Source organism: Paraburkholderia sp. BR10936 (assembly GCF_040965735.1).
In the GTDB taxonomy this organism is placed as follows: Bacteria; Pseudomonadota; Gammaproteobacteria; order Burkholderiales; family Burkholderiaceae; genus Paraburkholderia; species Paraburkholderia nodosa_A.
Genome location: NZ_JBFRCM010000002.1, coordinates 264,813 through 284,070, shown reverse-complemented (window position 1 = coordinate 284,070; position 19,258 = coordinate 264,813). Strand labels below are relative to the sequence as shown.

Here is a 19,258-nt window from a genome sequence, read left to right as displayed (position 1 = left end):
TTATATCGGGCGCGCCGCGCAAGCAGAGGAAAGGTGAGCTTCTTCGGGACGCACCGCGCCGCGCGTGCAGCGCCTCATGCCACCGCTCGCAGACCTTTGATTAGACGGAGAACTTTACCCTGCCAGCGTTGCGCCGCGACGTTGCTCGCCCCGTATCGGTGAGACTTTTCGGGAGATCGATCGGGCGAAGCGACGGGTGAGGCCGGCGCGCGCGAGCCGCGCACCGGCCATGATGTCCACGCATCAATTCGGCTTGCCGCTCGACGACCCGTTACCGTCGCCCGACGCACCGGCGCGGCCGGCGCGCGGCTTGCCGCCTTGCGCGCCCGTCTTCGAAGCGCCGTGCGCCTGCGCCCGCGCGCGATCGTTGTCGGTGGCGTCGTCATCGTCGTGATCGTCGCCGTGCGTATGCCCTTCGACATCGTCACCGCGCGCCATGCCCACGAGGAAGTTGCGCTGCGGATTCGCCAGCTCGATGCCGCGCTCCGTGAAGCGCAGCAACACGCGCTTGTTGAACTCGCGCTGCACACCCCAGCGCGCCGAGTCCTTACACTGAATCTGCCCGACGAGCGTGACGGCCGCGCCATCCACCTGATCGACCCCCCAGTATGCGAAGTCGCTGAGAATGCCGTTCTTGAACGCGTCTTCCTTGCGGATCTCGGCGCCGATGTCCTTGAGCGTGTCGATGGCGCGCTGCAGATCCGCGCCATGCGCGATCTGCACCTTCACCGCCGCGTTGCCGATGCCGCGATTCGTGTTGTTCACCGTCGTCACCGAGCTGAACGGCACGGTGTAGAGCGAACCGTCGCCGCCGCGCAGGCGCACGGTGCGGATCGAGAGAAACTCGACCGTGCCCGAGACGCCCGCCACCGTCACCCAGTCGCCCACCTGCATGGCGTTTTCCGTCAACAGGAAGATGCCGGTGATGAAGTCCTGCACGAGCTTTTGCGAGCCAAAGCCGAGCGCCACGCCGAAAATACTCGCGCCCGCAATCAGCGGCGCGGTGTTCACGCCGAGCTGCGAGAGCGCGGTGAGCCCGACCACGACGAGGATTGAAACGAGCAGCGTGGTGCGGAACATCGGCAAGAGCGTGCGCAATCGCGCGGCCCGCACGAAGTCGCCCGCGTCGGTCCATGCGTTCAGGCGCCGCTCGGCCGCGCCGTTCGCGAACTCCCAGATCGCGACGGCGGCAACGACGGCGATCACGATAGTGAGGAGTGCAGAGCCCAGCAGATGCCCCATCGGCGCGAGCGCGAGAATGCGTGCGGGACGCAGGCCCCAGACGTGCAGCAGCAGGTCGAGCGAGACGATCCAGATCGCCACGACGACGATGCGCCGCAGCGCCGGGTAATAGCGATACGCACGGCGCTGCCCGAAGCTCATCTTCTCCTGATCGTCGCGCAAGCCGAACGCGCGGCTCAACGCCCCGAGCAGCACGATGGCGCTCACGCGCGCGGCGAGCAGCACGACGAGCGAGAGTCCGCCCGCGCGCAGCAGCGCCGCGTAGCCGCCGCGCAGATCGAGCGCCCAGACGAACCAGAGCGCGAGGACGACGAAGAGCGCCACGCCCACCCAGATGTCGGCGAACCATTGCATGAACCAGGCATACGAGCCATGGCGTGCGGCGGCGGCGCGCATGGCGTCGGCCACGGGGCGGCGCAGCTGCAGGATCATCACGGCAAGCGCGAGGTGGCCGACCAGCGTGACGACCTTCACGAGTGCGAGATGCGCGTCCTCGGTCATGCCGAGCGGCACCGCCCCGCCAATCGCTCCGCCCACGCCGCCGATCACGACGACGCGCACGAGCCAGCGCTGCGCGTAAGCGGCCCAGTCGTCGGGTAGCGGCACGAGGCGCAGCGCGGCGGCGTCGGGCGCGAACAGCAGCTTGCCGAACATCACGATCACGCGGCAGATCACATACGTATCGACGATCTGGCCCACGGCTTCGGCGGGCGCGGCGTCGTCGGGGCCGAAGAGCGACAGCACGCCCGCGGCGCACAGGCCGAAGGCGATCACGGGCACGACTTCGAGCAGCATCACGAGCAACGCGCCCGGCAGACGCTGCAAGAGGCGCCAGTGATGCGCGCCGCGCAGCGCGTGGTACGCCTCTTTCGCGCGGTCGGCGGCGGTTTTTGGCGAGGCGCTGGTGTTGTCCTCGGCTTGCGCCGCGACCACGGTGGCGCGCGCTGCCGCGTTGGCGCCCGCGTTCGCGCGGGGGCCGGCGTTCGGGTCGCTGTCCTTTTCGTCCTGGCCGCTCTTGCCCTCGGCCGGCTCCATGCCGGCGGCTTCGCGCAGGGCGTCTTGTTCCGCGTCGGCCTTCGCATCGGCGGCTTTCGCCTGCGCGGCGAGCGCGAGGCTCGTGCCCGTCGCTTCAGGTGTTTGTGGCTGCGGCGTCGGCGTGCCGCCTTGCGCAGGGCCGGCGCCCTCGCGCTGTTTCGCGGCCTGATGCGCGGCAATGGCGCGCTCCGGCGTGGCGACGACGCGGCGCAGCAGCGTGGCGAGCGCGAGCGCGGGCACGAGCGTGAGCAGCAGCACGCGCAGCAGCGCGAGCATCAGCGCGTGGCCTTCCGGCGTGTTCAGATGGTCCTGCCACCAGTTGCGCGTGGACCAGAGGCCGAGCAGCGTCGCGAACGTATGGCTCAGATGCTGGCCCATCGTGCGCGCGCCGTGCGCCGCGTGATCGGCGATCTGCACGACCAGACCGTTGGAGCGCAATGCGCCCGCGAGCGGCGCCGAAGCGGGCGTGGCGGCCGCCGCGCCGGAGGCCGCGGCGGGCGCACTGGCCGCCGCGCTTGCCGAGGCGGGCACGGCCAGCGCGCCAGCGGCGGCGATGGCGCGCAGCGTGTCTTCCATGTGGCCGCGCTGCACGGGATCGTCGAGAACCTGCAGGGCGGCTTGCGCCTGGGTGGGCGTGAGCGCCACGGGGGCGGCCGGGTTGGCCGCGTTGGCATTAGCGGCGGGCGCGGCGGGCTGGGCGGGATGCGCTGGGCTCGCGCCGGGCTTGAACGCTTCGGCGACGGTGGCCGGTGTCGCCGCCGCTGCACGCGACGCGCCGAGCGCGAGCGTCAGGCCGGCTGAAACGGCGAGGACGGCAACGAGAGCTTGCAGGCGCGACGCGCGCGGGAACCGAAAGGCAGAAGAAAGGGACATCCTTGTCATGGGCTTACGGGTCGCGACTGCGGCGACCCTTCAGTGGCGGCGGAGGAAAAGACAGCGGGACAAAACGCGCGGCTGGAAGCGCGTTGGCGCGGCGCATAGCCTGCCGGCGCCCGATTCGTCGGAACGTTCGACGCGCTGCCGCAATTTCGGTGCCCACTTTTTGCGTGGGTGGCCCGCAGGGCGTTTGCGGAACCGCCAAAAAATGGCGCGCCGCGCGAAACGTGAGTGCTGACTATGCCGGGAGTATGCCTCTTTTACCTTACGAACGCGGATGAGACGCGCATGCCGGGCACCGATAAAAGGGACGCTTCATTGCCATACGCGGTTCGCGGCGTACGCGGGTTTTGATCAGTGGCGCATGCGCCCGGGCGAATGCTACCGTTGCACGGTCAACATTCAGGCCCGCCAGAGGCCGACGAGGAGAGCCATGAACAGCGTCAGCATGACCGGAGTGCGCAAGGGCAAACTGAGCCGCACGCAGTTGATCGTCGCCGCGACAATCGGCAATGCGCTCGAATTCTTCGATTTCACCGTCTACAGCTTCTTCGCGCTGACCATCGGCAAGCTGTTCTTTCCCACCATGTCGAGCTACGGGCAGTTGCTGGCCTCGGTCGCGACCTTCGGCGTGGGCTTCGTCATGCGGCCGCTTGGCGGCGTGGTGATCGGCGCGTATGCCGACCGCGCCGGACGCAAGCCTGCCATGACGCTCACCATCTTCATGATGGCGCTGGGCTGCATGCTGATCGGCCTCGCCCCCACCTACGCGCAGATCGGGGTGGCCGCGCCGGTCCTGATCGTGTTCGCGCGCTTGCTGCAGGGATTTTCCGCGGGCGGCGAAGTGGGCGCATCCACCACGCTGCTGATCGAGGCGGGCACGCCCGTCAATCGCGGCCTGCTCGGCAGCTGGCAGTTCGCGAGCCAGGGGATGGGCGTTTCGCTCGGCGCATTAACGGCCGGACTCCTGACGACTTTCCTCGCCGCCGACACGCTGCTCGCCTGGGGCTGGCGCGTGCCTTTCCTCATGGGCGTAGCGATCGCGCCGCTCGGTATGTGGATTCGCCGGCGTCTTGACGAGCAGTTGCCGCCGCAGGCGAGCGTGGTGCGCATGCCGGTGCTCGCCGTGCTGCGCGATCACTGGCGGCGCGCGGCGCTCGGCATCCTGCTGACGATCGGCTCCACGGTCACGGCCTATGTCGTCACGTTCTATATGCCGACGTATGCGATTCACGAACTGAAGGTGCCCGCGCCCACGGCCCTGCTGGCGGGGCTCGTTTCCGGCGTCGTGACCTTTCTGGTGGCGCCCGTATCGGGCCTGCTCTGCGACCGGTTCAGCCGCCGCGCGCTGATCTTCTGGCCGCGCGTGGGTGTCTTGCTGTTGATCTACCCGGCGTTCCTGTGGCTCGCGAGCGGCCCGGATGCCGCGCGTCTTTTGATCACCGTAGGCGGCCTGAGCGTGCTGCTTGGGCTGCAGGCCGCGCCCTCCATCACGATGCTGCCCGAGATGTTCCCGCGCGCCGTACGCGCAACAGGCATGGCGATCGTCTACGGCATCGGCGTGGCGATTTTCGGCGGCTTCGCGCAGACCGTTGCCACCTGGCTCGTGAAGAGCACGGGCAATCTGCTCGCGCCCGCGTGGTACGTGATGGCGTGCGTGGCGATCTCGTGCCTCGCGTTGCCGTTTATTCGCGACCTTACGGGCAAGCCGCTCGAGGATTGACGGTTAGCCTTTCTGGCGCGCCGCTTCGAGATTCGCGTCGAGCTGCCGCGCCAGACCGTAGAGCATGCCGAGCGAGGGCGCCGCGACGCCCACACGCTGTGCCAGTTCATAGGGCGCGCCTAGCAGGGCTTCGACTTCGAGCGAGCGTTGCGCTTCGACGTCTTGCAGCATCGAAGTCTTGAACGCGCCTAGCTTGCGCGTGATCGCGTTGCGCTCCTCGATGGTCATCGCGAGGCGAATGCCGAGCGCTTCGCCGATCGCGCGCGCCTCGACCATGACCGCGCTCACGAGCTGAGTCGTGAGCGGGTCGTCGAGAATCACGTCGGCGGTCGAGCGCGTGAGCGCGCTGATGGGGTTCATCGTCATGTTGCCCCAGAGCTTCGCCCAGATATCGGCCTGAATCGGCTCTGCCTTCGTGACCTCGAAGCCGGCCTGCGCAAGCAGATCTCGCGCTTCCTGTGCGCGCGTGGCCATGTGCGCCGAGCCCTCGCCGACGATCAGATGATTGCCGCCGCCCTTGCGGATCACGCCCGGCCCCGCAATCGACGACGACAGATGCACGACACAGCCCGAAGCCTGCGCGGGCGGCAGCGCCTTCGAGACGACACCACCGGGATCGACCGCTTCGAGCGGGCCGTTCGCATGCGTGCCGCCGAAGCCGTGGAGAAACCACCAGGGCACGCCGTTCATCGCCGAGACGATATGCGTGTGCGGGCCCACGAGCGGTGCGAGCGAAGCGGCCGACTGGGCGAGCGCCTGACCCTTCAGGCAAACGAAGACGATGTCTTGCGCGCCGAGCGATGCGGCGTCGTTCGTTGCGTTGACGGCTTGCGTGTAGCGCGTGTCGCCTTCGACGATCGTCAGACCGTCGCGGCGAATCGCTTCCAGATGCGCACCGCGTGCGAGCAGATTTACGGCGATGCCCGCGCGCGCCAGACGCGCCGCGAGCAGGCCGCCGATCGCACCGCCGCCGATGACGGTGATCTTCCGGTTCGGGGTGTTCAAACTTTCACTCCTGATAAGACGGGTCGATGCGCGTGACACGACGGACCAGCGCGTCGAGCACGTTCTGGCCCGCGCCGTGTTCGGGCGAGAACTGCAAGGCGTCGCGCGTCGAGCGTTCGGTAATGGCGGGCGAGATCGGCAGCGTCTGACCGCACATCGAATCGGTCACGACTTGCACCTCGCACGCGCGATTGAGCGTCCAGAGCAGCGCAAAGGCGTGCGCGAGGGTCACACCATGCGAAAGCAGCCCGTGGTTGCGCAGAATGAGCAGCCGCTTGTCGCCCATCGACTTCAGAATGCGCGATTTTTCTTCGGCGTGCACGGTGATGCCTTCGAAGTCGTGATACGCGACCATGTCGTGCAGCTGCGCCGAATAGAAGTTCGTATACGCGAGGCCGCCTTCCATGCACGCCACCGCGAGCCCTGCCGTGGTGTGCGTATGCATCACGCAATGCGCGTCTGCCACGTTTGCATGTATCGCGCTGTGAACCACGAAACCGGCCGGATTGATCGGATACTCGCTCGGACTCAGGATATTGCCTTCGAGATCGATCTTGACGAGATTCGAGGCCTTGATTTCGTCATACGTGAGCCCGAACGGGTTGATGAGGAAATGCTTGTGCGGCCCGGGCACGCGCAGCGTAATGTGATTGAAGATCAGCTCGGTCCAACCCATGAGATGAAACACGCGATACACAGCGGCGAGTTGCACGCGCACCGCCCATTCCGTGGGGTCGCACCATTCGGGGCGCGTGCGCTGGATGTTTTCATTCATGAAAGTCTCCTCGTGGCGGGCTCTGATCTCGCCGATCCTACGCGCAAATAAATGCGTGTGCAAGCATCAAACTTTCCATGAAATGCCTGCAGAACAGCGCTTTCATCGATGCTATCCTGATGACGTGGCCGCATTTCGCGGCCGGTGAAAACCAGGCGGGAAGATCCATGACGGGGAAGTACAACATCGCGGAGCTGTTCACCTATCGGCTCCATGTGCTCAAGAAGCAGACCGATCGCACGATGAGCGACGCGTTCGAGGCAGCGCTCTCCCTGTCGCTCACGGAGGCGCGGCTGCTGCTCAGCGTGGGCGCGTTCGGATCGTTGTCGGTGTCGGATCTCGGGCGCGTGTCGAATCTCGACCGCAGCCAGGCGAGCCGCGCCACCGACGTGCTCGAACGCAAGGGCCTGCTCGCCAAGACCTCGAACGAGGCGGACGGGCGCGGCGTGCTCGTGGCGCTCACGGCGCAGGGACGCAGTACCTACCGGCGCGCCACGGCGATCTCGAAGGCGACGAACGACGCGATTCTCGCCACGCTGAGCGAGCACGAGCGCGAAGTGCTGGCAAGCGTGCTGGCCAAGCTCATACAGAGCGGGGAAGCGGGCGAATGAAGCGCGCTCCGCGCGCGACGCGATGAACGCGGGATGAACGTGCGTTAGCCGCGCGCCGCAGGCTGGCGGAATTTCGCGGCCAGTTCGCTTGCGCTGCGTGCAAGCAACGACACGTCGCTGCCCACGGCGACGAACGTCGCGCCAGCTTCCAGATATTCGTTCGCAATGACCGGATCGGCCGCGAGCACGCCCGCGCCTTTGCCTTGCGCGCGCACAGTGCGAATGCCGTTGCAGATCGCCTCGCGCACCTGCGGCGAGCCTGGCTGGCCCAGCAGGCCCATCGAAGCGCTCAGGTCCGCGGGCCCGAAGAACACGCCGTCCACGCCTCCTGCCTGCGCGATGGCTTCGAGCTGCGCGAGCGCGCTCGCCGTTTCCACCTGGACCAGCACGCACAGTTCTTCCGCTGCGTGATGCAGATAATCCGCAGAGCCGTTCCAGCGCGAGGCACGCGCAAGCGCGCTGCCCACGCCGCGCACGCCGTGCGGCGCATAGCGCGTCGCGGCGACGGCGGCGCGTGCCTCCTCGGCGTTCTCGATCATCGGCACGAGCAGGGTTTGCGTGCCGATGTCGAGCAGTTGCTTGATGATGGCCGCGTCGTTGCGCACGGGCCGCACAATCGCGTGCGTGGGGTAGGGTGCGACGGCCTGCAGTTGCGCGAGCGTGCTGCGCAAATCATTGGGCGCGTGCTCGCCGTCGATCAGCAGCCAGTCGAAGCCCGTGTTCGCAAGCAGTTCGGTTACGTACGAGTCGGCGAGTGCGGCCCACAGGCCGATTTGCGGGCGGCCTTGCGCGAGCGCGCGCTTGAACGGGTTGGCGGGTACGGCCATGATGACGGCATCCTGATCAGATGAAATGGAAGCCGATGCCGCCCAGCGGGCCGTAATCGGCATGGAACGTATCGCCCGCGCGCGCCGGAATCGGCGCCGTGAACGAGCCGCTCAGGATCACGTCGCCGGCTTCCAGGCGCTCGTCGTGGCGCGCGATCTTGTTGGCGAGCCAGGCAACGCCGGTTGCCGGATGGTCGAGCACCGCGGCGGCCAGGCCGCTTTCCTCCACGGCGCCGTTCCTGTAGAGCAGCGCGCCGACCCAGCGCAGGTCCACGTCGAGCGGCTTCACCGGGCGGCCGCCCAGCACGACGCCCGCGTTGGCGGCGAAGTCGGAAATCGTGTCGAACACCTTGCGCGGCGCTTTGGTTTCGCGGTCGAACTGCTCGATGCGCGCGTCGATGATCTCGATGGCCGGCGTCACATAGGCCGTTGCGTCGAGCACATCGAAGAGCTTGACGTCGGGCCCTTGCAGTGGCCGGTTCAGCACGAACGCCAATTCCACTTCCACACGCGGCGCGATGAAGCGGTCCGCGCGAATCTCGCTGCCTGCGGGGATGAACATGCTGTCGAGCAGCGGCGCGTAGTCGGGCTCGTCGATCTGCGACGCGCGCTGCATGGCGCGCGACGTCAGGCCGATTTTTCGGCCCTTGATCGTGTGGCCCGCGGCGAGCTTGAGTTTGACCCACTCGCGCTGGATCGCGTAGCCGTCGTCGATTGTCATCTCCGGATGCAACCGCGAAAAATGCCGCAGCTGCGTGCGCGTGCGTTCCGCTTCGTCGAGCCGTGCGGCCAGCTCGCAGATGGTTTGCTGATCTAGCATCATGAACTCGCGTTTTTGAGCCGGGCGTGCAGGTTGTTGTGCTTCCACGCGCCTTCCTCGCTGAACTCGACGATTTCGAGCGAGAGCGCGAGGCCGTGCGACGCGAAGGCTTGTTCGAAGTGCTGCTTGATCGCCTCGAAGAGCGCATCGCCCGTCGCCCGTCGCACGGCCTGGGAGCGGCCTGCGCCGATCTTCAGGCAGCCGTGCAGAAAGGCGTTCCCGGGGTTGCCGTCGGCAATGAAGTACTGCTCGCAGCGCAGCGCACGGGTGCGAATGCCGCCGCGTGGATACACGCGCGCGCCGTTCTCGTCGCGTTGTGCATCGAGCACGTGCGCGAGCGATTCGCATAGCTGACCCATGCTGCTCGCATCCGCGAGATTCGCGCTGTATTCGAGGGTGAGATGGGGCATGGCGTTCTCCCGTGTTTGAGCCGCTTAAGCCGGTAGCGGCATGACCGGCAGGATGGCGTTGATCTGCCCTGTGCCGGAGCTGCCGAAATACGGCGTGACGACTTCCGCCCGGCCTTCGTAGCGGTCCCACCCGAGCGCGCCGAGCAGCATGGCCGTGTCGTGCATACCGCCTTCACCCCAGCACTTTTCGTTGTACATCGGCAGCATGTCGCAGAAGGTTTTCCAGTCGCCACGCTCCCACATCGCCACGACGTTGCGATCGGTCGCTTCGAGAAACGGGTCCCAGACCTTGTGCATGAAGGCTTCGGCCGTGCCGTTGTTGGCGAAGTGGTGGCTCAGCGACCCGCTCGCGAGTATCGCCACCGTGCCGTCGTAGCGCTCTTCGATCGCGCGGCGCACGGCCAGGCCAAAGCGCGCGCTGGTGGCGAGGTCGTGCCACATGCACCAGCCCGCCACCGAAACCGTGCGGAAATGTTCGTCGCCGTTCATGTAGCGCATGGGGACGAGCGTGCCGTATTCGAGGTCGAGCGTCGTTTCGCTATGGGCGCGGGTCTTGACGCCCATTTCGTTCGCGACCTCGGCAATCAGATGGCCAAGCCGCGGATTGCCGGGGTACGCATACGGCATGTTCTTGATGAAATGCGGCAGCTCGTTGCTCGTGTAGACGCCTTCGAAGCGCGGTGCACAGTTGATGTGATACTCGCTGTTCACGAGCCAGTGCACATCGAACACGACGATCGTATCGACGCCCAGCTCGCGGCAGCGGCGGCCGATCTCGTGATGGCCGTCGATGGCCGCCTGGCGGCAGCCTTTGTGGGGGCCGTCCAGTTCGGAGAGGTACAGCGAAGGCACGTGCGTGACCTTGGCCGCCAGCGCGAGTTTGCCCATTACACGCCCCAGTGCGGAATGTGATGCGAGCCGAGCGAAACACACACGTTCTTCGGCTCGAGGAACACTTCGTAGCTCCATGTGCCGCCTTCGCGGCCGACGCCAGAAGCCTTCGTGCCGCCGAACGGCTGGCGCAGGTCGCGTACGTTGTGGCTATTCACGAAGCACATGCCCGCTTCGACGGCGGCGGCCACGCGCAGCGCGCGGCCGGTGTTCTCGGTCCACACATAGCTGGACAGACCATAGGCGATGTCGTTGGCAAGGCGGATCGCATGAGTCTCGTCGTCGAAGGGAATCAGGCACGCCACCGGGCCGAAAATTTCTTCCTGCGCAATGCGCATGCGGTTATCGACATCGACGAACACGGTCGGCATAACGAAGTTTCCGTTCTTCACCGCGTCGGGCAGCGCCGGCGCGTCGAGGCCGCCGCAAGCGAGCGTCGCGCCTTCCTTCGGTCCGAGCTCGATATAGCTGCGGACCTTCGCGAGATGGCCCTGGCTGATCATCGGGCCGACGATGGTTGTCTCGTCGAGCGGATCGCCTACGCTGATGCGCTTCGCACGCTCGACGAAGCGCTCGGCGAACTTCGCGTAGATCGAACGCTGCACGAGAATGCGCGAGCCCGCCGTGCAGCGCTCGCCGTTGTTCGAGAAGATCATGAACACGGCGGCGTCGAGCGCGCGTTCGAAATCGGCGTCGTCGAAGATCACGAACGGGGATTTGCCGCCCAGCTCCATCGAGAACTTCTTGAGGCCCGCGGCCTGCACGATGCGGTTGCCCGTAGCCGTCGAGCCCGTGAACGAAACGGCGCGCACGTCGGGGTGCGCGACGAGCGGCTCGCCCGCTTCCTTGCCATAGCCGTGCACGACATTGAGCACGCCCGCCGGAATTCCGGCATCGAGCGCGAGCTGGCCGAGCATCGAGGCCGTGAGCGGCGATAGCTCGCTCATCTTCAGCACGGCGGTATTGCCGAACGCGAGGCAGGGCGCGACCTTCCACGTGGCGGTCATGAACGGCACGTTCCAGGGCGAGATGAGCGCGCACACGCCCACGGGATGAAACAGCGTGTAGTTCAGATGCGTGGACGTGGAGTAGGTGTGGCCGTCCACGGCGGTGCAGACTTCGGCGAAGTAGCTGAAGTTGTCGGCGGCGCGCGGCACGAGTTGCTTGCCGGTTTGCGAAATGGTCTGGCCGGTGTCCTTCGTTTCGGTCTGCGCGATTTCGGGCACGTTCTTCGCGATCAGCTCGCCGAGCTTGCGGATCGCCTTCGCGCGCTCCGCGGCGGGCGTTGCCGCCCAGGCGGGAAAGGCGTCTTTCGCGGCGCGCACCGCGAGATCGACTTCCTCTGCGCCGCCGCGCGCCACTTCCGCGAGCACGTCCTGGTTCGCGGGATTCACGGTTTCGAAGTAGTCGCGTCCGCTGTGTGCGCGGCCGTTGATCAGATGGTCGATTCGCATGTCTAACGTAGTCCGTGTTCGATTCGTTGGCGGATCAGCGCCCGTAGTCGGCGTCGCTCGCGACGGTGTTGACGAGACGGCCCAGACCGTCGATCTCGCAGACGACTTCGTCGCCTGCATTCACGTTGACGACGCCTTCGGGCGTGCCGGTCAGAACGACGTCGCCGGGGGCGAGCGTCATGAAGCCGCTCAAATACTCGATGAGTTCCGCGATGCCGGTGACGAAATCGCGCGTGTTGCCGTTCTGCTTGAGTTCGCCGTTCACGTAAGTGCGCAGGCCGAGCGCGTTGACGTCGGCGACATCGGCGGCATCGACGAACCAGGGGCCGAGCACGGTGCCGCCGTCGCGGTTCTTCACGCGCAGGTTCGGGCGGTAGTAGTTCTCCAGATAGTCGCGGATCGCGTAGTCGTTCGCGATCGTGTAGCCGGCCACGTACTGCATGGCGTCCTCGCGTTTCACGTGCTGCGCGGTGCGGCCGATCACGACGGCGAGCTCGCACTCGTAGTGCATGAACGTGACGTCGGCGGGGCGGCGCGTGGTGCCGCGATGGCCGATCACGCTGCCCGGCCCCTTGAGGAACACGAGCGGCTCTTCCTGCTTCGAGAACTGCAGTTCTTTGGCGTGCTCGGCGTAATTGAGCCCGAGTGCGAAGATCGTGCCGGGCTCGAACGGCGCGAGCCAGACGACTTCGTGTTCCTCGCGCACGCGGCCGTCGGCGAGCCGCACGCGGTCTCCTTCGGGCGTGGCTTCGTGGATGGCGCCTGCATAGGCAACGCGTGCGCGCATCATGCTTGTGCTCCCAGCGCCACGTCTGCCGCGACGAATTCGATTTCGAGCGGCGCCCAGTCTCCAATGGAGATCGCTGCACGCGCACCGGCCTGAACCACGGGTGCGCCGTGCGGCACGCCGAGCGTGATGACGTCGCCGGGGGCGAGCGTCATGAAGTCGGTGACATCGGCGAGCAACTGGGCGACGCCGCGAACGTTCGTGGCCGTTGTCGCATGGAAGGCCGCGCCGCCTTCGACGTTGACCGCAACGGCAAGTTCATCCGGATCGGCCACATGCCGGCGCGCGACCACGGCGGGGCCGATTACGCAGAAGTTGTCGCGTGAGCGAAACCGCACCGAGGGGCGATAGACGCTCGCATGCGGCACGCTCAGATCGGCCACGAGCGTATACCCCGCGATGTAATCGAACGCTTCAGGTGCGGCGACGCGCGCGGCGGTGCGCCCGATCACGACGCCGAGCGATGCGCCCACCTGGACGCCCTCGCCGCCGGGCACGGCCACGCGCGCGCGGTGGCCTGCGAGCGTGTTGCGCGGCTTCAGGTAGAGAATGGGCGCGCGCGGCGGCGCCTTGTAAGGGGGCGCGTTCACGGCGTCGCCCAGCGCTTCGAGCGCGTGGCGGTCGTTGAGCAGCGTGCCGTAGACAGCGCCGCTCACCGGCGCCCGGCAACGCGCGCCGGTCGCGAGCAGCCCGCGCACGGCAGCGGCGCTGACGTCGCGCGGCAAGGCCTCGCCTTCGACGTGCAGCAGATGATCGGCAACGGAAAACATGGCTTGGATTGGCTTCACGGAAACACTAATATGTGAGTGATAGTGCGCTTGCTATGATCCGTCGTCAATCGTCGATGAGAACTTTTCGGGTTTCTCCTGGGCCTGTTCGTCGAATTCTTCGTTTAGCTGAAACCGCCATGTCCGATACTTCGCGTCCGACCACTCGCGTTGCGCACCGCAACCTGCCCATGCTGCTGCTGCGCGCGCGCGAAAAGATGATGGAACGCTTTCGCCCGCTCATCACGTCGCACGGCCTCACTGAGCAGCAGTGGCGCGTGATCCGCGCGCTCAATGAAAGTGGACCGCTCGAGCCGCGGCAGATTTCCGACCTGTGCACGATCTCCAGCCCGAGCATGGCGGGCGTGCTCGCACGTATGGAGACGCTCGGCCTCGTGACGAAGGAGCGTTTCGCCGACGACCAGCGGCGCGTGCTCGTCTCGCTCACGAAGAAGAGCCATCAACTCGTGAAAGCGATTTCGAACGAATTGGAGGCGCGCTACAAGGCGCTGGAAGCGGAGGTGGGGCCGGAGGTGGTCGAGCGTGTGTATCGCGCGATCGACGATCTGCTCGCCGGCCTGGAGGCGTGAGCGCGGCGGGCGCTTTCGGGCGCGCCCGCAGGCAAAGGTGAGGCTTTTCGGGAGCGGTCTGCGCCGATCGTTCGGACCGCGTAGGAGGGCGTGGCGCGACTACGCGAGCGAAGCGAACGCCTCGTCGAGTTCGGCGGCGTTTTGTGGACGCACCACGCGCGCGACCTCCACACCGTCGCGCAGGAAAATGAGTGTGGGCCAGAGCTTCACGCGAAACGAGCGGCCGAGCGCGCGGCCCGGTCCGTCTTCCACTTTCAGGCGACGCACCTGCGGATTACGCTCGAACGCCGCGCCGATCAGCGGTTGCGCACCCTGACAATAGCCGCACCAGTCGGTGCCGAATTCGACGACGGCGGCCCCGCTGAGCGAGTCGATTTCCTTGCGGGCGGGCGCGTTCGTGGCGTAGCTCATCGTGTGATTCCTCGTATTGGCGTCTGCAGACATCCACATACGATACCGCATCGCGCGGCAACGTTCAGGCATCGCATTGGACGCCCCAAATGGACAGTCGCGCGAGAGGTGAGGCTTTTCGGGAGTGAGCAGGTTGCCAACCGGTCACGCACCTTGAACGGAGCGGCGCGAGCACGCGGGACGTGCCGCCATGAGCAGAAGTACCTTGAAAACAAGGGTGAAATGCAAATCCGACGTGGGGTGCGGTGAGCGCGAACCGATCGGCAGACGCACTCGAAGCGGCGAGAATCCACGTTTCGAAGCGCAATGGTGAGCGTTTGCGGGAGAGGTCGTAACGCGCCATCGGCGCTCGTGTGAAGCGAGGCGAGGCACCTGCCGATCCATCGTGCGAAATCCACATTAGCCCTGATTTCAAGGCTTTTTTTAGTCCCCGGGCGTGACGAAGCGACAAGCCGTCGCGCTCGCGGCTTCTGCGCGCGGGCGGCGAAGGTGAGAAGATTCGGGAGTGCGCTTTGCGTTGCTCCTCGCGCTGCCGGGCCTCGAATGGACGCCCGCACCCGATGGGTATATAACATTGAAACGTGCGTGATTCTTTTGACTACTGCTCACCAAGGGAGATCGAGTTCATCATGACGAGCGACGACAAGCAAAAGCAGGACGCTCAAAAGCCTGGCGCCGGTTCATCGCAACCGGATCTGGAGAGCCTGAACGCCGCCTTCAGCCACGTCGACGAAGGCGTGAAGTCCGGCAAGATCGCGGCGGGCGCGGCCAAGGGCCTCGTCTTCAGCCTCGTCGAAACGCTGGGCGCGCTGGTGGGCGACCCCGACCTGCCGCAACACGCGCGTTCGGGCTACGAAGGCTTGCTCGAAGCCGCGCGCGAACTGCGCGCCAAGCTGGAGCACTAATCGTTCTCAACGCGTGCGGCGGCTCTGCCGGGTCAGCAGTCGCACGCTCACGCAGCCAGCAGGGCGGCCGCGAGGCCGTCCGGTGCTGCGCCGATGCGTAGCTCCGGCGTGCCGTGCCAGTCCGCGCAACGCTGCAGCGCCCGGCGCAAGTCGGCCACCAGACGGCCGCTCGCGCGTACGCCGGGCTCCAGATGCAGCGATTTCACCTCGAACACCTGCTGCGCCCGATGCGCCTTTGCGTCGATGCGCCCGATCAGCCGTCCGCGATTCAAGATCGGTAGTGCGAAGTAACCGTATTTGCGCTTCGCGGCCGGCACATAGCATTCCATGGCGTAATCGAAATCGAATAGCGCGAGCGCTCGCTTGCGATCCCACACCACCGGATCGAAGGGCGAGAGCAGGGTCGTGACCGTGGAGGCGAGCTTGCCGCTCGCCGCTTCGCCGATGAGGGCCGCGTGCTCGCGATGCACGAACGCATCGTGTTTCCAGCCTTCTACGCGCACGGGCAGCAGCTCGCCCGCGTCGGCGAGTGCGTGGAGGGCATCGGCATACGGGCGGCGCGGCAGGCGGAAGTAGTCGGCGGCCCAGTCCGCGCGGATCACGCCGAGCGCGCGGCAGGAGCGCAGGAGCAGCGCGCGCTCCGCTTCGGCGCGTGGCGGCAGGTCGCGCGCGTCGTTCCAGTGCGGCAGTACGCGCTCGGCCACGTCGTACACACGCTGGAAGTTGTGCCGCTGCGCCACCATCAGCGCGCCGGTTGCGAACAGTACTTCCAGATGCCGCTTCTCCGGCTTCCAGTCCCACCAGCCGCTGCCTTTGTCGCCCTCGGCGCGCGCGAAGTCGGCGGAACGCACGGCGCCCTCGGCGCGGATGCGCTCGAGCAGGGCGTCGATCTCGTCACGGTATTGGTCATGCCATTCGGCCGCGTATTTCCAGCCCATGCCGGAAGGGTCGAGCATGCGATGGCGCAGCAGCCCGTAGTCCTCGATCGGCAGGAAGCAGGCCTCGTGCGCCCAGTATTCGAACAGGCGCCCCTGCGCGAGATGCGCGTCGAGCCAGGCCGGCTCGAACGCGCCAATGCGGCTGAACAGCACGAAATAGGGACTGCGCGCGACCACGTGGATCGTGTCGATCTGCAGCTGCGCCATGCGGCGGATCGCATCGAGCACGTCTTCTTGCGTAGCCTTGCGGCGCGGCGGCGTGAGCAGCCCTTGCGCCGCGAGGTGCAGCGTGCGAGCCGCCGCGAGCGGCAGAACTAGCGAGGAACCGGCTTCGGCAACCGTTGGCGCTTCTGCAACCTCCACAGCGCGCTCACGCATGAACGCCCGCGACCACCGTCACCGGCCGCAGCGCAGCGAGCCGTTGATGGATCTGCGCGACCACGGCCGCGCCTTCGCCCACCGCCGCGGCCACGCGCTTGGTCGAGCCCGCTCGCGCGTCGCCGATCGCGTAGACGCCTTCCACCGAGGTCGCGAGGCTGCACGACTCGTTGTCGCCGGTCAGCACGAAGCCGTGCGGGTCGAGCTTCACGCCGCATGCTCGCAGCCAGCCGGTGTTCGGGTCCGCGCCCGTGAAGAGGAACAGATGGCGCGAATCGAAATGGTCGACGCCCTCCGGGCACGGCATCTTCAGGCGCACCGAGGCGAGGCCGCTCGTGTCTTCGTCCAGGCCGCCGATCTCGCTGTGCCCATGCACGTGCACGTTCGAGAGCGAAGCGATACGGTCGATCAGATAGCGCGACATCGTCGATTCGAAACCGGCCTTGCGGATCAGCACGTCGATCTGGCGCGCGTGCGTGGAGAGGTAGACGATCGCCTGGCCGGCGGAATTGCCGCCGCCCACGAGCACGATGTTCTCGTGCTTGCAAAGCTTCGCCTCGACCGGCGAGGCCCAGTAGTAAATGCCGCGCCCCGTATAGCGATCGATGCCCTCGATCGCGGGCTTGCGGTACACGGCGCCGCTCGCGATCACGACCGTATGCGCGCGCACATCGCCGCTGCAGGTTTCGAGCCGCCGCGGTTCTTCATCGCAGATCAGCTTGCGCACCGAGACCGGAATGGCCACGTGTGCGCCGAACTTCTGCGCCTGCACGAACGCGCGGCCGGCGAGCGCCTGGCCGGAGATACCGGTGGGAAAGCCCAGATAGTTTTCGATACGCGAGCTGGCGCCCGCCTGGCCGCCGGGCGCGCGCGAGTCGAGCACGATCACCGAAAGGCCTTCCGAAGCGGCGTAGACCGCCGTGGCGAGACCGGCCGGGCCCGCGCCCACCACGGCGACGTCGTAGACGCGCTCGCCGTCGAGCTCGGGCAGGATGCCGAGGCACGTGGCCAGTTCGGGCGCGCTGGGACGGCGCAGCACCGACCCGTCGGGGCAGATCACGAGCGGCAGGTCCTCACAGCGCGCGGCGAAACGCTCGATCACGCCGCAAAGCATGCCTTCGTCGCGCTCGTCGAGCACGGAATACGGATGGCCGTTGCGCGAAAGGAAGCCTTGCAGCGAAACGAGCGTGGGATCGTCGTGCTTGCCGACGAGAATCGGGCCGCCCGCGCCCTTTTCGATCAGCGAGACGCGGCGCAGGATCAGCGCGCGCACGATGCGCTCCCCGAGTTCGGCTTCGGCGACGATGGCCGCGCGCAGCCGCTCGGGCGGAATCAGGATCGCATCGACGGGTTCGAGCGCCATGCCGTCCACGAGCGCCGGGCCGCCCGAGAGCTGGCCCACTTCGGCGAGGAAATGCCCGCGCCCATGCTCGACGATGAGCCGCTCGCGGCCCAGCCCGTCGCGCTGGAAAACTTTGACCGAACCGGAGAGCAGCACGAACATGCCGGGGCCGGTTTCGCCCGTACGAAAGAGCAGCTCCCCTGCCGACCAGTGGCGCTCTTCGCCGAAGCGCGCGAGGCGCGCGATTTCGTCGTCGGTGAGCTGGGGGAACATCTGATGGCGCCGCGTGGAGAGCGTCGAGAACGGCGCTTCGGCGGGTTGCGGCTGCGTGTCGGAGTGGCGGCTCGCGGAAGGAAGTTCCTCGGATTCGGGAACCTCGGCTTCGGTGATCGTGCCCATCTGGCGGTTCTCCTCGTGCGGGCGGCTCGGGAGCGGGCCGCCCGGATCAGACAGCTTTAGGCGTGATGTTGACCGGGACTTCGGCGTGGGCGTGCATCTGGAGCGACTCGAGCGTGCGCCCGGCATCGCGCCACGCGTCGAGACCGCCGAGGAGCGGCACCACATCGGTAAAGCCGGCCTCGGCTAGCTTCTTCGCCATCCAGGCCGCGGAAATTTCATTGGGGCACGAGCAGTAGATCACGAGTTTCTGGTCGTTCGGGTACTTGCCGACGATCTCGTCGAGCTTGCGCTCGTCGGCGAACAACGCGCCCGGAATGATGTACGGATCGAGCTTGCGCTTTTCTTCTGAACGAATGTCGAACACGACCGGCGGCGGCTTGGCGCCCATCGCGCGGTAAAGGTCTTCCACCGTGATGCGCGCGTTCGCGAGCTTTTTGATGAGCTGGCGGCGGCGCTGCCAGCGGTAGGTCGCGTAAAGCACCAGCAGCACGGCCACCACGACGAGGGCGAAGCGGCCAAGGCGGCTTGCGCCGCTCATCAGCATGTCGATCTGCGGCGCGAACATTACGCCGACGAGCAGGCCGGTGCCGGACCACAGCGCCGCGCCGATGCCGTCGAAGCCGACGAACTGGCGGTAGGGCACGCCCATCGCGCCGGCCATCGGCACGGACACGAGCGACAGGCCCGGCACGAACTTGGCGACGGCGAGCACGCGCACGCCCCAGCGGCCGAAAAAGCGCTCGGTTTTTTTCACGCAGGTGTCGCGCGAGAGCGAGAGCTTGCAGAGCGTCTTGAGCGTGTTGCCGCCGTAGAGGCGCCCGGCCATGAACCAGACGCTGTCGCCAATCAGCATGGCGAAGATGGCGAGCCCCAGCACCGGCGCGACCTGCTGGCCGATCGAACCGGGATGCATGGCCGCCATCGCGCCGAACAACACGAGCGCGGGCATCGCGGGCACGGGCAGCCCAAGCGATCCGGCGAGCACATTGATGAACACCAGCGCAGGCCCGTATTGCGCGACGAGGTCATGTAGCATCGGCTTACTTCCGTTGCGCCGTCAGGCGAGGAACGG

18 protein-coding genes are annotated in these 19,258 nt (G+C 66.8%); 4 read left to right on the top strand and 14 right to left on the bottom strand.

Features of this window, described 5'->3' with window-relative positions; translation table 11 throughout:
* Positions 1-243 precede the first annotated feature (243 nt).
* Complete coding sequence (locus tag AB4Y36_RS04695) at positions 244-3,150, bottom strand: mechanosensitive ion channel family protein (protein ID WP_368682430.1); 2,907 nt, start codon at positions 3,148-3,150, stop codon at positions 244-246.
* A gap of 436 nt (positions 3,151-3,586) precedes the next feature.
* On the opposite strand from AB4Y36_RS04695, the gene AB4Y36_RS04690 reads away from it, so the two are divergent.
* Positions 3,587-4,876 carry an MFS transporter gene (locus AB4Y36_RS04690; RefSeq protein ID WP_342946866.1) on the top strand — a complete coding sequence of 430 codons (1,290 nt, stop codon included), beginning with the start codon at positions 3,587-3,589 and terminating at the stop codon, positions 4,874-4,876.
* Between the two features lie 3 nt (positions 4,877-4,879).
* Here the strand turns inward: AB4Y36_RS04690 and AB4Y36_RS04685 are convergent, their stop codons facing one another.
* Entirely contained in the window at positions 4,880-5,881 is a 1,002-nt protein-coding gene (locus AB4Y36_RS04685) for a 2-dehydropantoate 2-reductase (protein WP_368682429.1), read from the bottom strand.
* Positions 5,882-5,885: 4 nt separating this feature from the next.
* The gene (locus tag AB4Y36_RS04680; RefSeq protein WP_368682428.1) at positions 5,886-6,656 is read right to left on the bottom strand and encodes a class II aldolase/adducin family protein; all 771 of its coding nucleotides are present in this window, start codon (positions 6,654-6,656) and stop codon (positions 5,886-5,888) included.
* A gap of 167 nt (positions 6,657-6,823) precedes the next feature.
* Between AB4Y36_RS04680 and AB4Y36_RS04675 the strand changes: the two genes are divergently transcribed.
* On the top strand, positions 6,824-7,267 hold the full coding sequence (locus AB4Y36_RS04675) for a MarR family winged helix-turn-helix transcriptional regulator (protein ID WP_069261861.1): 444 nt from the start codon (positions 6,824-6,826) through the stop codon (positions 7,265-7,267).
* Positions 7,268-7,311: 44 nt separating this feature from the next.
* Here the strand turns inward: AB4Y36_RS04675 and hpaI are convergent, their stop codons facing one another.
* The 7 genes from hpaI to AB4Y36_RS04640 are packed head-to-tail and all read right to left on the bottom strand — an operon-like array spanning position 7,312 to position 13,226.
* Positions 7,312-8,094 (bottom strand): 4-hydroxy-2-oxoheptanedioate aldolase, encoded by a 783-nt coding sequence (hpaI, locus tag AB4Y36_RS04670; RefSeq protein ID WP_368605005.1) that lies wholly within the window; start codon positions 8,092-8,094, stop codon positions 7,312-7,314.
* 16 nt (positions 8,095-8,110) lie between these two features.
* Positions 8,111-8,914 (bottom strand): 2-oxo-hept-4-ene-1,7-dioate hydratase, encoded by an 804-nt coding sequence (gene hpaH / locus AB4Y36_RS04665; protein WP_368605013.1) that lies wholly within the window; start codon positions 8,912-8,914, stop codon positions 8,111-8,113.
* Positions 8,914-9,324, bottom strand: a complete 411-nt coding sequence (locus AB4Y36_RS04660; RefSeq protein ID WP_368682427.1) for a 5-carboxymethyl-2-hydroxymuconate Delta-isomerase — start codon at positions 9,322-9,324, stop codon at positions 8,914-8,916. The genes hpaH and AB4Y36_RS04660 overlap by 1 nt, the downstream gene beginning before the upstream one ends.
* 24 nt (positions 9,325-9,348) lie before the next feature.
* The gene (gene hpaD, locus AB4Y36_RS04655; RefSeq protein ID WP_368605002.1) at positions 9,349-10,212 is read right to left on the bottom strand and encodes a 3,4-dihydroxyphenylacetate 2,3-dioxygenase; all 864 of its coding nucleotides are present in this window, start codon (positions 10,210-10,212) and stop codon (positions 9,349-9,351) included.
* Positions 10,212-11,669: a 5-carboxymethyl-2-hydroxymuconate semialdehyde dehydrogenase gene (gene hpaE / locus AB4Y36_RS04650; protein ID WP_368682426.1), complete on the bottom strand. Its 1,458-nt coding sequence runs from the start codon at positions 11,667-11,669 to the stop codon at positions 10,212-10,214. Before hpaE ends, hpaD begins: the two co-directional genes overlap by 1 nt.
* Before the next feature lie 34 nt (positions 11,670-11,703).
* The gene (locus AB4Y36_RS04645; protein WP_342946874.1) at positions 11,704-12,459 is read right to left on the bottom strand and encodes a fumarylacetoacetate hydrolase family protein; all 756 of its coding nucleotides are present in this window, start codon (positions 12,457-12,459) and stop codon (positions 11,704-11,706) included.
* Positions 12,456-13,226 carry a fumarylacetoacetate hydrolase family protein gene (locus AB4Y36_RS04640; protein ID WP_368682425.1) on the bottom strand — a complete coding sequence of 257 codons (771 nt, stop codon included), beginning with the start codon at positions 13,224-13,226 and terminating at the stop codon, positions 12,456-12,458. Before AB4Y36_RS04640 ends, AB4Y36_RS04645 begins: the two co-directional genes overlap by 4 nt.
* Before the next feature lie 188 nt (positions 13,227-13,414).
* Between AB4Y36_RS04640 and hpaR the strand changes: the two genes are divergently transcribed.
* Entirely contained in the window at positions 13,415-13,813 is a 399-nt protein-coding gene (hpaR, locus tag AB4Y36_RS04635; protein ID WP_069261859.1) for a homoprotocatechuate degradation operon regulator HpaR, read from the top strand.
* A 99-nt stretch (positions 13,814-13,912) separates the two neighbouring features.
* On the opposite strand, the gene AB4Y36_RS04630 is transcribed toward hpaR, so the two are convergent.
* Complete coding sequence (locus AB4Y36_RS04630) at positions 13,913-14,224, bottom strand: thioredoxin family protein (RefSeq protein WP_324154874.1); 312 nt, start codon at positions 14,222-14,224, stop codon at positions 13,913-13,915.
* 629 nt (positions 14,225-14,853) lie between these two features.
* Between AB4Y36_RS04630 and AB4Y36_RS04625 the strand changes: the two genes are divergently transcribed.
* Positions 14,854-15,129, top strand: a complete 276-nt coding sequence (locus AB4Y36_RS04625) for a hypothetical protein (protein ID WP_028207911.1) — start codon at positions 14,854-14,856, stop codon at positions 15,127-15,129.
* 47 nt (positions 15,130-15,176) lie between these two features.
* Here AB4Y36_RS04625 and AB4Y36_RS04620 read toward each other — a convergent pair whose 3' ends face one another.
* The 3 genes from AB4Y36_RS04620 to AB4Y36_RS04610 are packed head-to-tail and all read right to left on the bottom strand — an operon-like array spanning position 15,177 to position 19,222.
* Complete coding sequence (locus AB4Y36_RS04620; protein WP_368605000.1) at positions 15,177-16,445, bottom strand: winged helix-turn-helix domain-containing protein; 1,269 nt, start codon at positions 16,443-16,445, stop codon at positions 15,177-15,179.
* Positions 16,438-18,186: an FAD-dependent oxidoreductase gene (locus AB4Y36_RS04615; protein WP_083244990.1), complete on the bottom strand. Its 1,749-nt coding sequence runs from the start codon at positions 18,184-18,186 to the stop codon at positions 16,438-16,440. Before AB4Y36_RS04615 ends, AB4Y36_RS04620 begins: the two co-directional genes overlap by 8 nt.
* 46 nt (positions 18,187-18,232) lie before the next feature.
* On the bottom strand, positions 18,233-19,222 hold the full coding sequence (locus tag AB4Y36_RS04610; RefSeq protein WP_368682424.1) for a DedA family protein/thiosulfate sulfurtransferase GlpE: 990 nt from the start codon (positions 19,220-19,222) through the stop codon (positions 18,233-18,235).
* Between the last annotated feature and the right edge of the window lie 36 nt (positions 19,223-19,258).

Excerpts from the sequence above, each read along its gene's own strand:
- AB4Y36_RS04695 (WP_368682430.1), bottom strand. The coding sequence starts at position 3,150 with ATGTCCCTTTCTTCTGCCTTTCGGTTCCCGCGCGCGTCGCGCCTGCAA.
- AB4Y36_RS04690 (WP_342946866.1), top strand. The coding sequence starts at position 3,587 with ATGAACAGCGTCAGCATGACCGGAGTGCGCAAGGGCAAACTGAGCCGC.
- AB4Y36_RS04680 (WP_368682428.1), bottom strand. The coding sequence starts at position 6,656 with ATGAATGAAAACATCCAGCGCACGCGCCCCGAATGGTGCGACCCCACG.
- AB4Y36_RS04675 (WP_069261861.1), top strand. The coding sequence starts at position 6,824 with ATGACGGGGAAGTACAACATCGCGGAGCTGTTCACCTATCGGCTCCAT.
- hpaI (WP_368605005.1), bottom strand. The coding sequence starts at position 8,094 with ATGGCCGTACCCGCCAACCCGTTCAAGCGCGCGCTCGCGCAAGGCCGC.
- hpaH (WP_368605013.1), bottom strand. The coding sequence starts at position 8,914 with ATGCTAGATCAGCAAACCATCTGCGAGCTGGCCGCACGGCTCGACGAA.
- AB4Y36_RS04660 (WP_368682427.1), bottom strand. The coding sequence starts at position 9,324 with ATGCCCCATCTCACCCTCGAATACAGCGCGAATCTCGCGGATGCGAGC.
- hpaD (WP_368605002.1), bottom strand. The coding sequence starts at position 10,212 with ATGGGCAAACTCGCGCTGGCGGCCAAGGTCACGCACGTGCCTTCGCTG.
- hpaE (WP_368682426.1), bottom strand. The coding sequence starts at position 11,669 with ATGCGAATCGACCATCTGATCAACGGCCGCGCACACAGCGGACGCGAC.
- AB4Y36_RS04645 (WP_342946874.1), bottom strand. The coding sequence starts at position 12,459 with ATGATGCGCGCACGCGTTGCCTATGCAGGCGCCATCCACGAAGCCACG.
- AB4Y36_RS04640 (WP_368682425.1), bottom strand. The coding sequence starts at position 13,226 with ATGTTTTCCGTTGCCGATCATCTGCTGCACGTCGAAGGCGAGGCCTTG.
- hpaR (WP_069261859.1), top strand. The coding sequence starts at position 13,415 with ATGCTGCTGCTGCGCGCGCGCGAAAAGATGATGGAACGCTTTCGCCCG.
- AB4Y36_RS04630 (WP_324154874.1), bottom strand. The coding sequence starts at position 14,224 with ATGAGCTACGCCACGAACGCGCCCGCCCGCAAGGAAATCGACTCGCTC.
- AB4Y36_RS04625 (WP_028207911.1), top strand. The coding sequence starts at position 14,854 with ATGACGAGCGACGACAAGCAAAAGCAGGACGCTCAAAAGCCTGGCGCC.
- AB4Y36_RS04620 (WP_368605000.1), bottom strand. The coding sequence starts at position 16,445 with ATGCGTGAGCGCGCTGTGGAGGTTGCAGAAGCGCCAACGGTTGCCGAA.
- AB4Y36_RS04615 (WP_083244990.1), bottom strand. The coding sequence starts at position 18,186 with ATGGGCACGATCACCGAAGCCGAGGTTCCCGAATCCGAGGAACTTCCT.
- AB4Y36_RS04610 (WP_368682424.1), bottom strand. The coding sequence starts at position 19,222 with ATGCTACATGACCTCGTCGCGCAATACGGGCCTGCGCTGGTGTTCATC.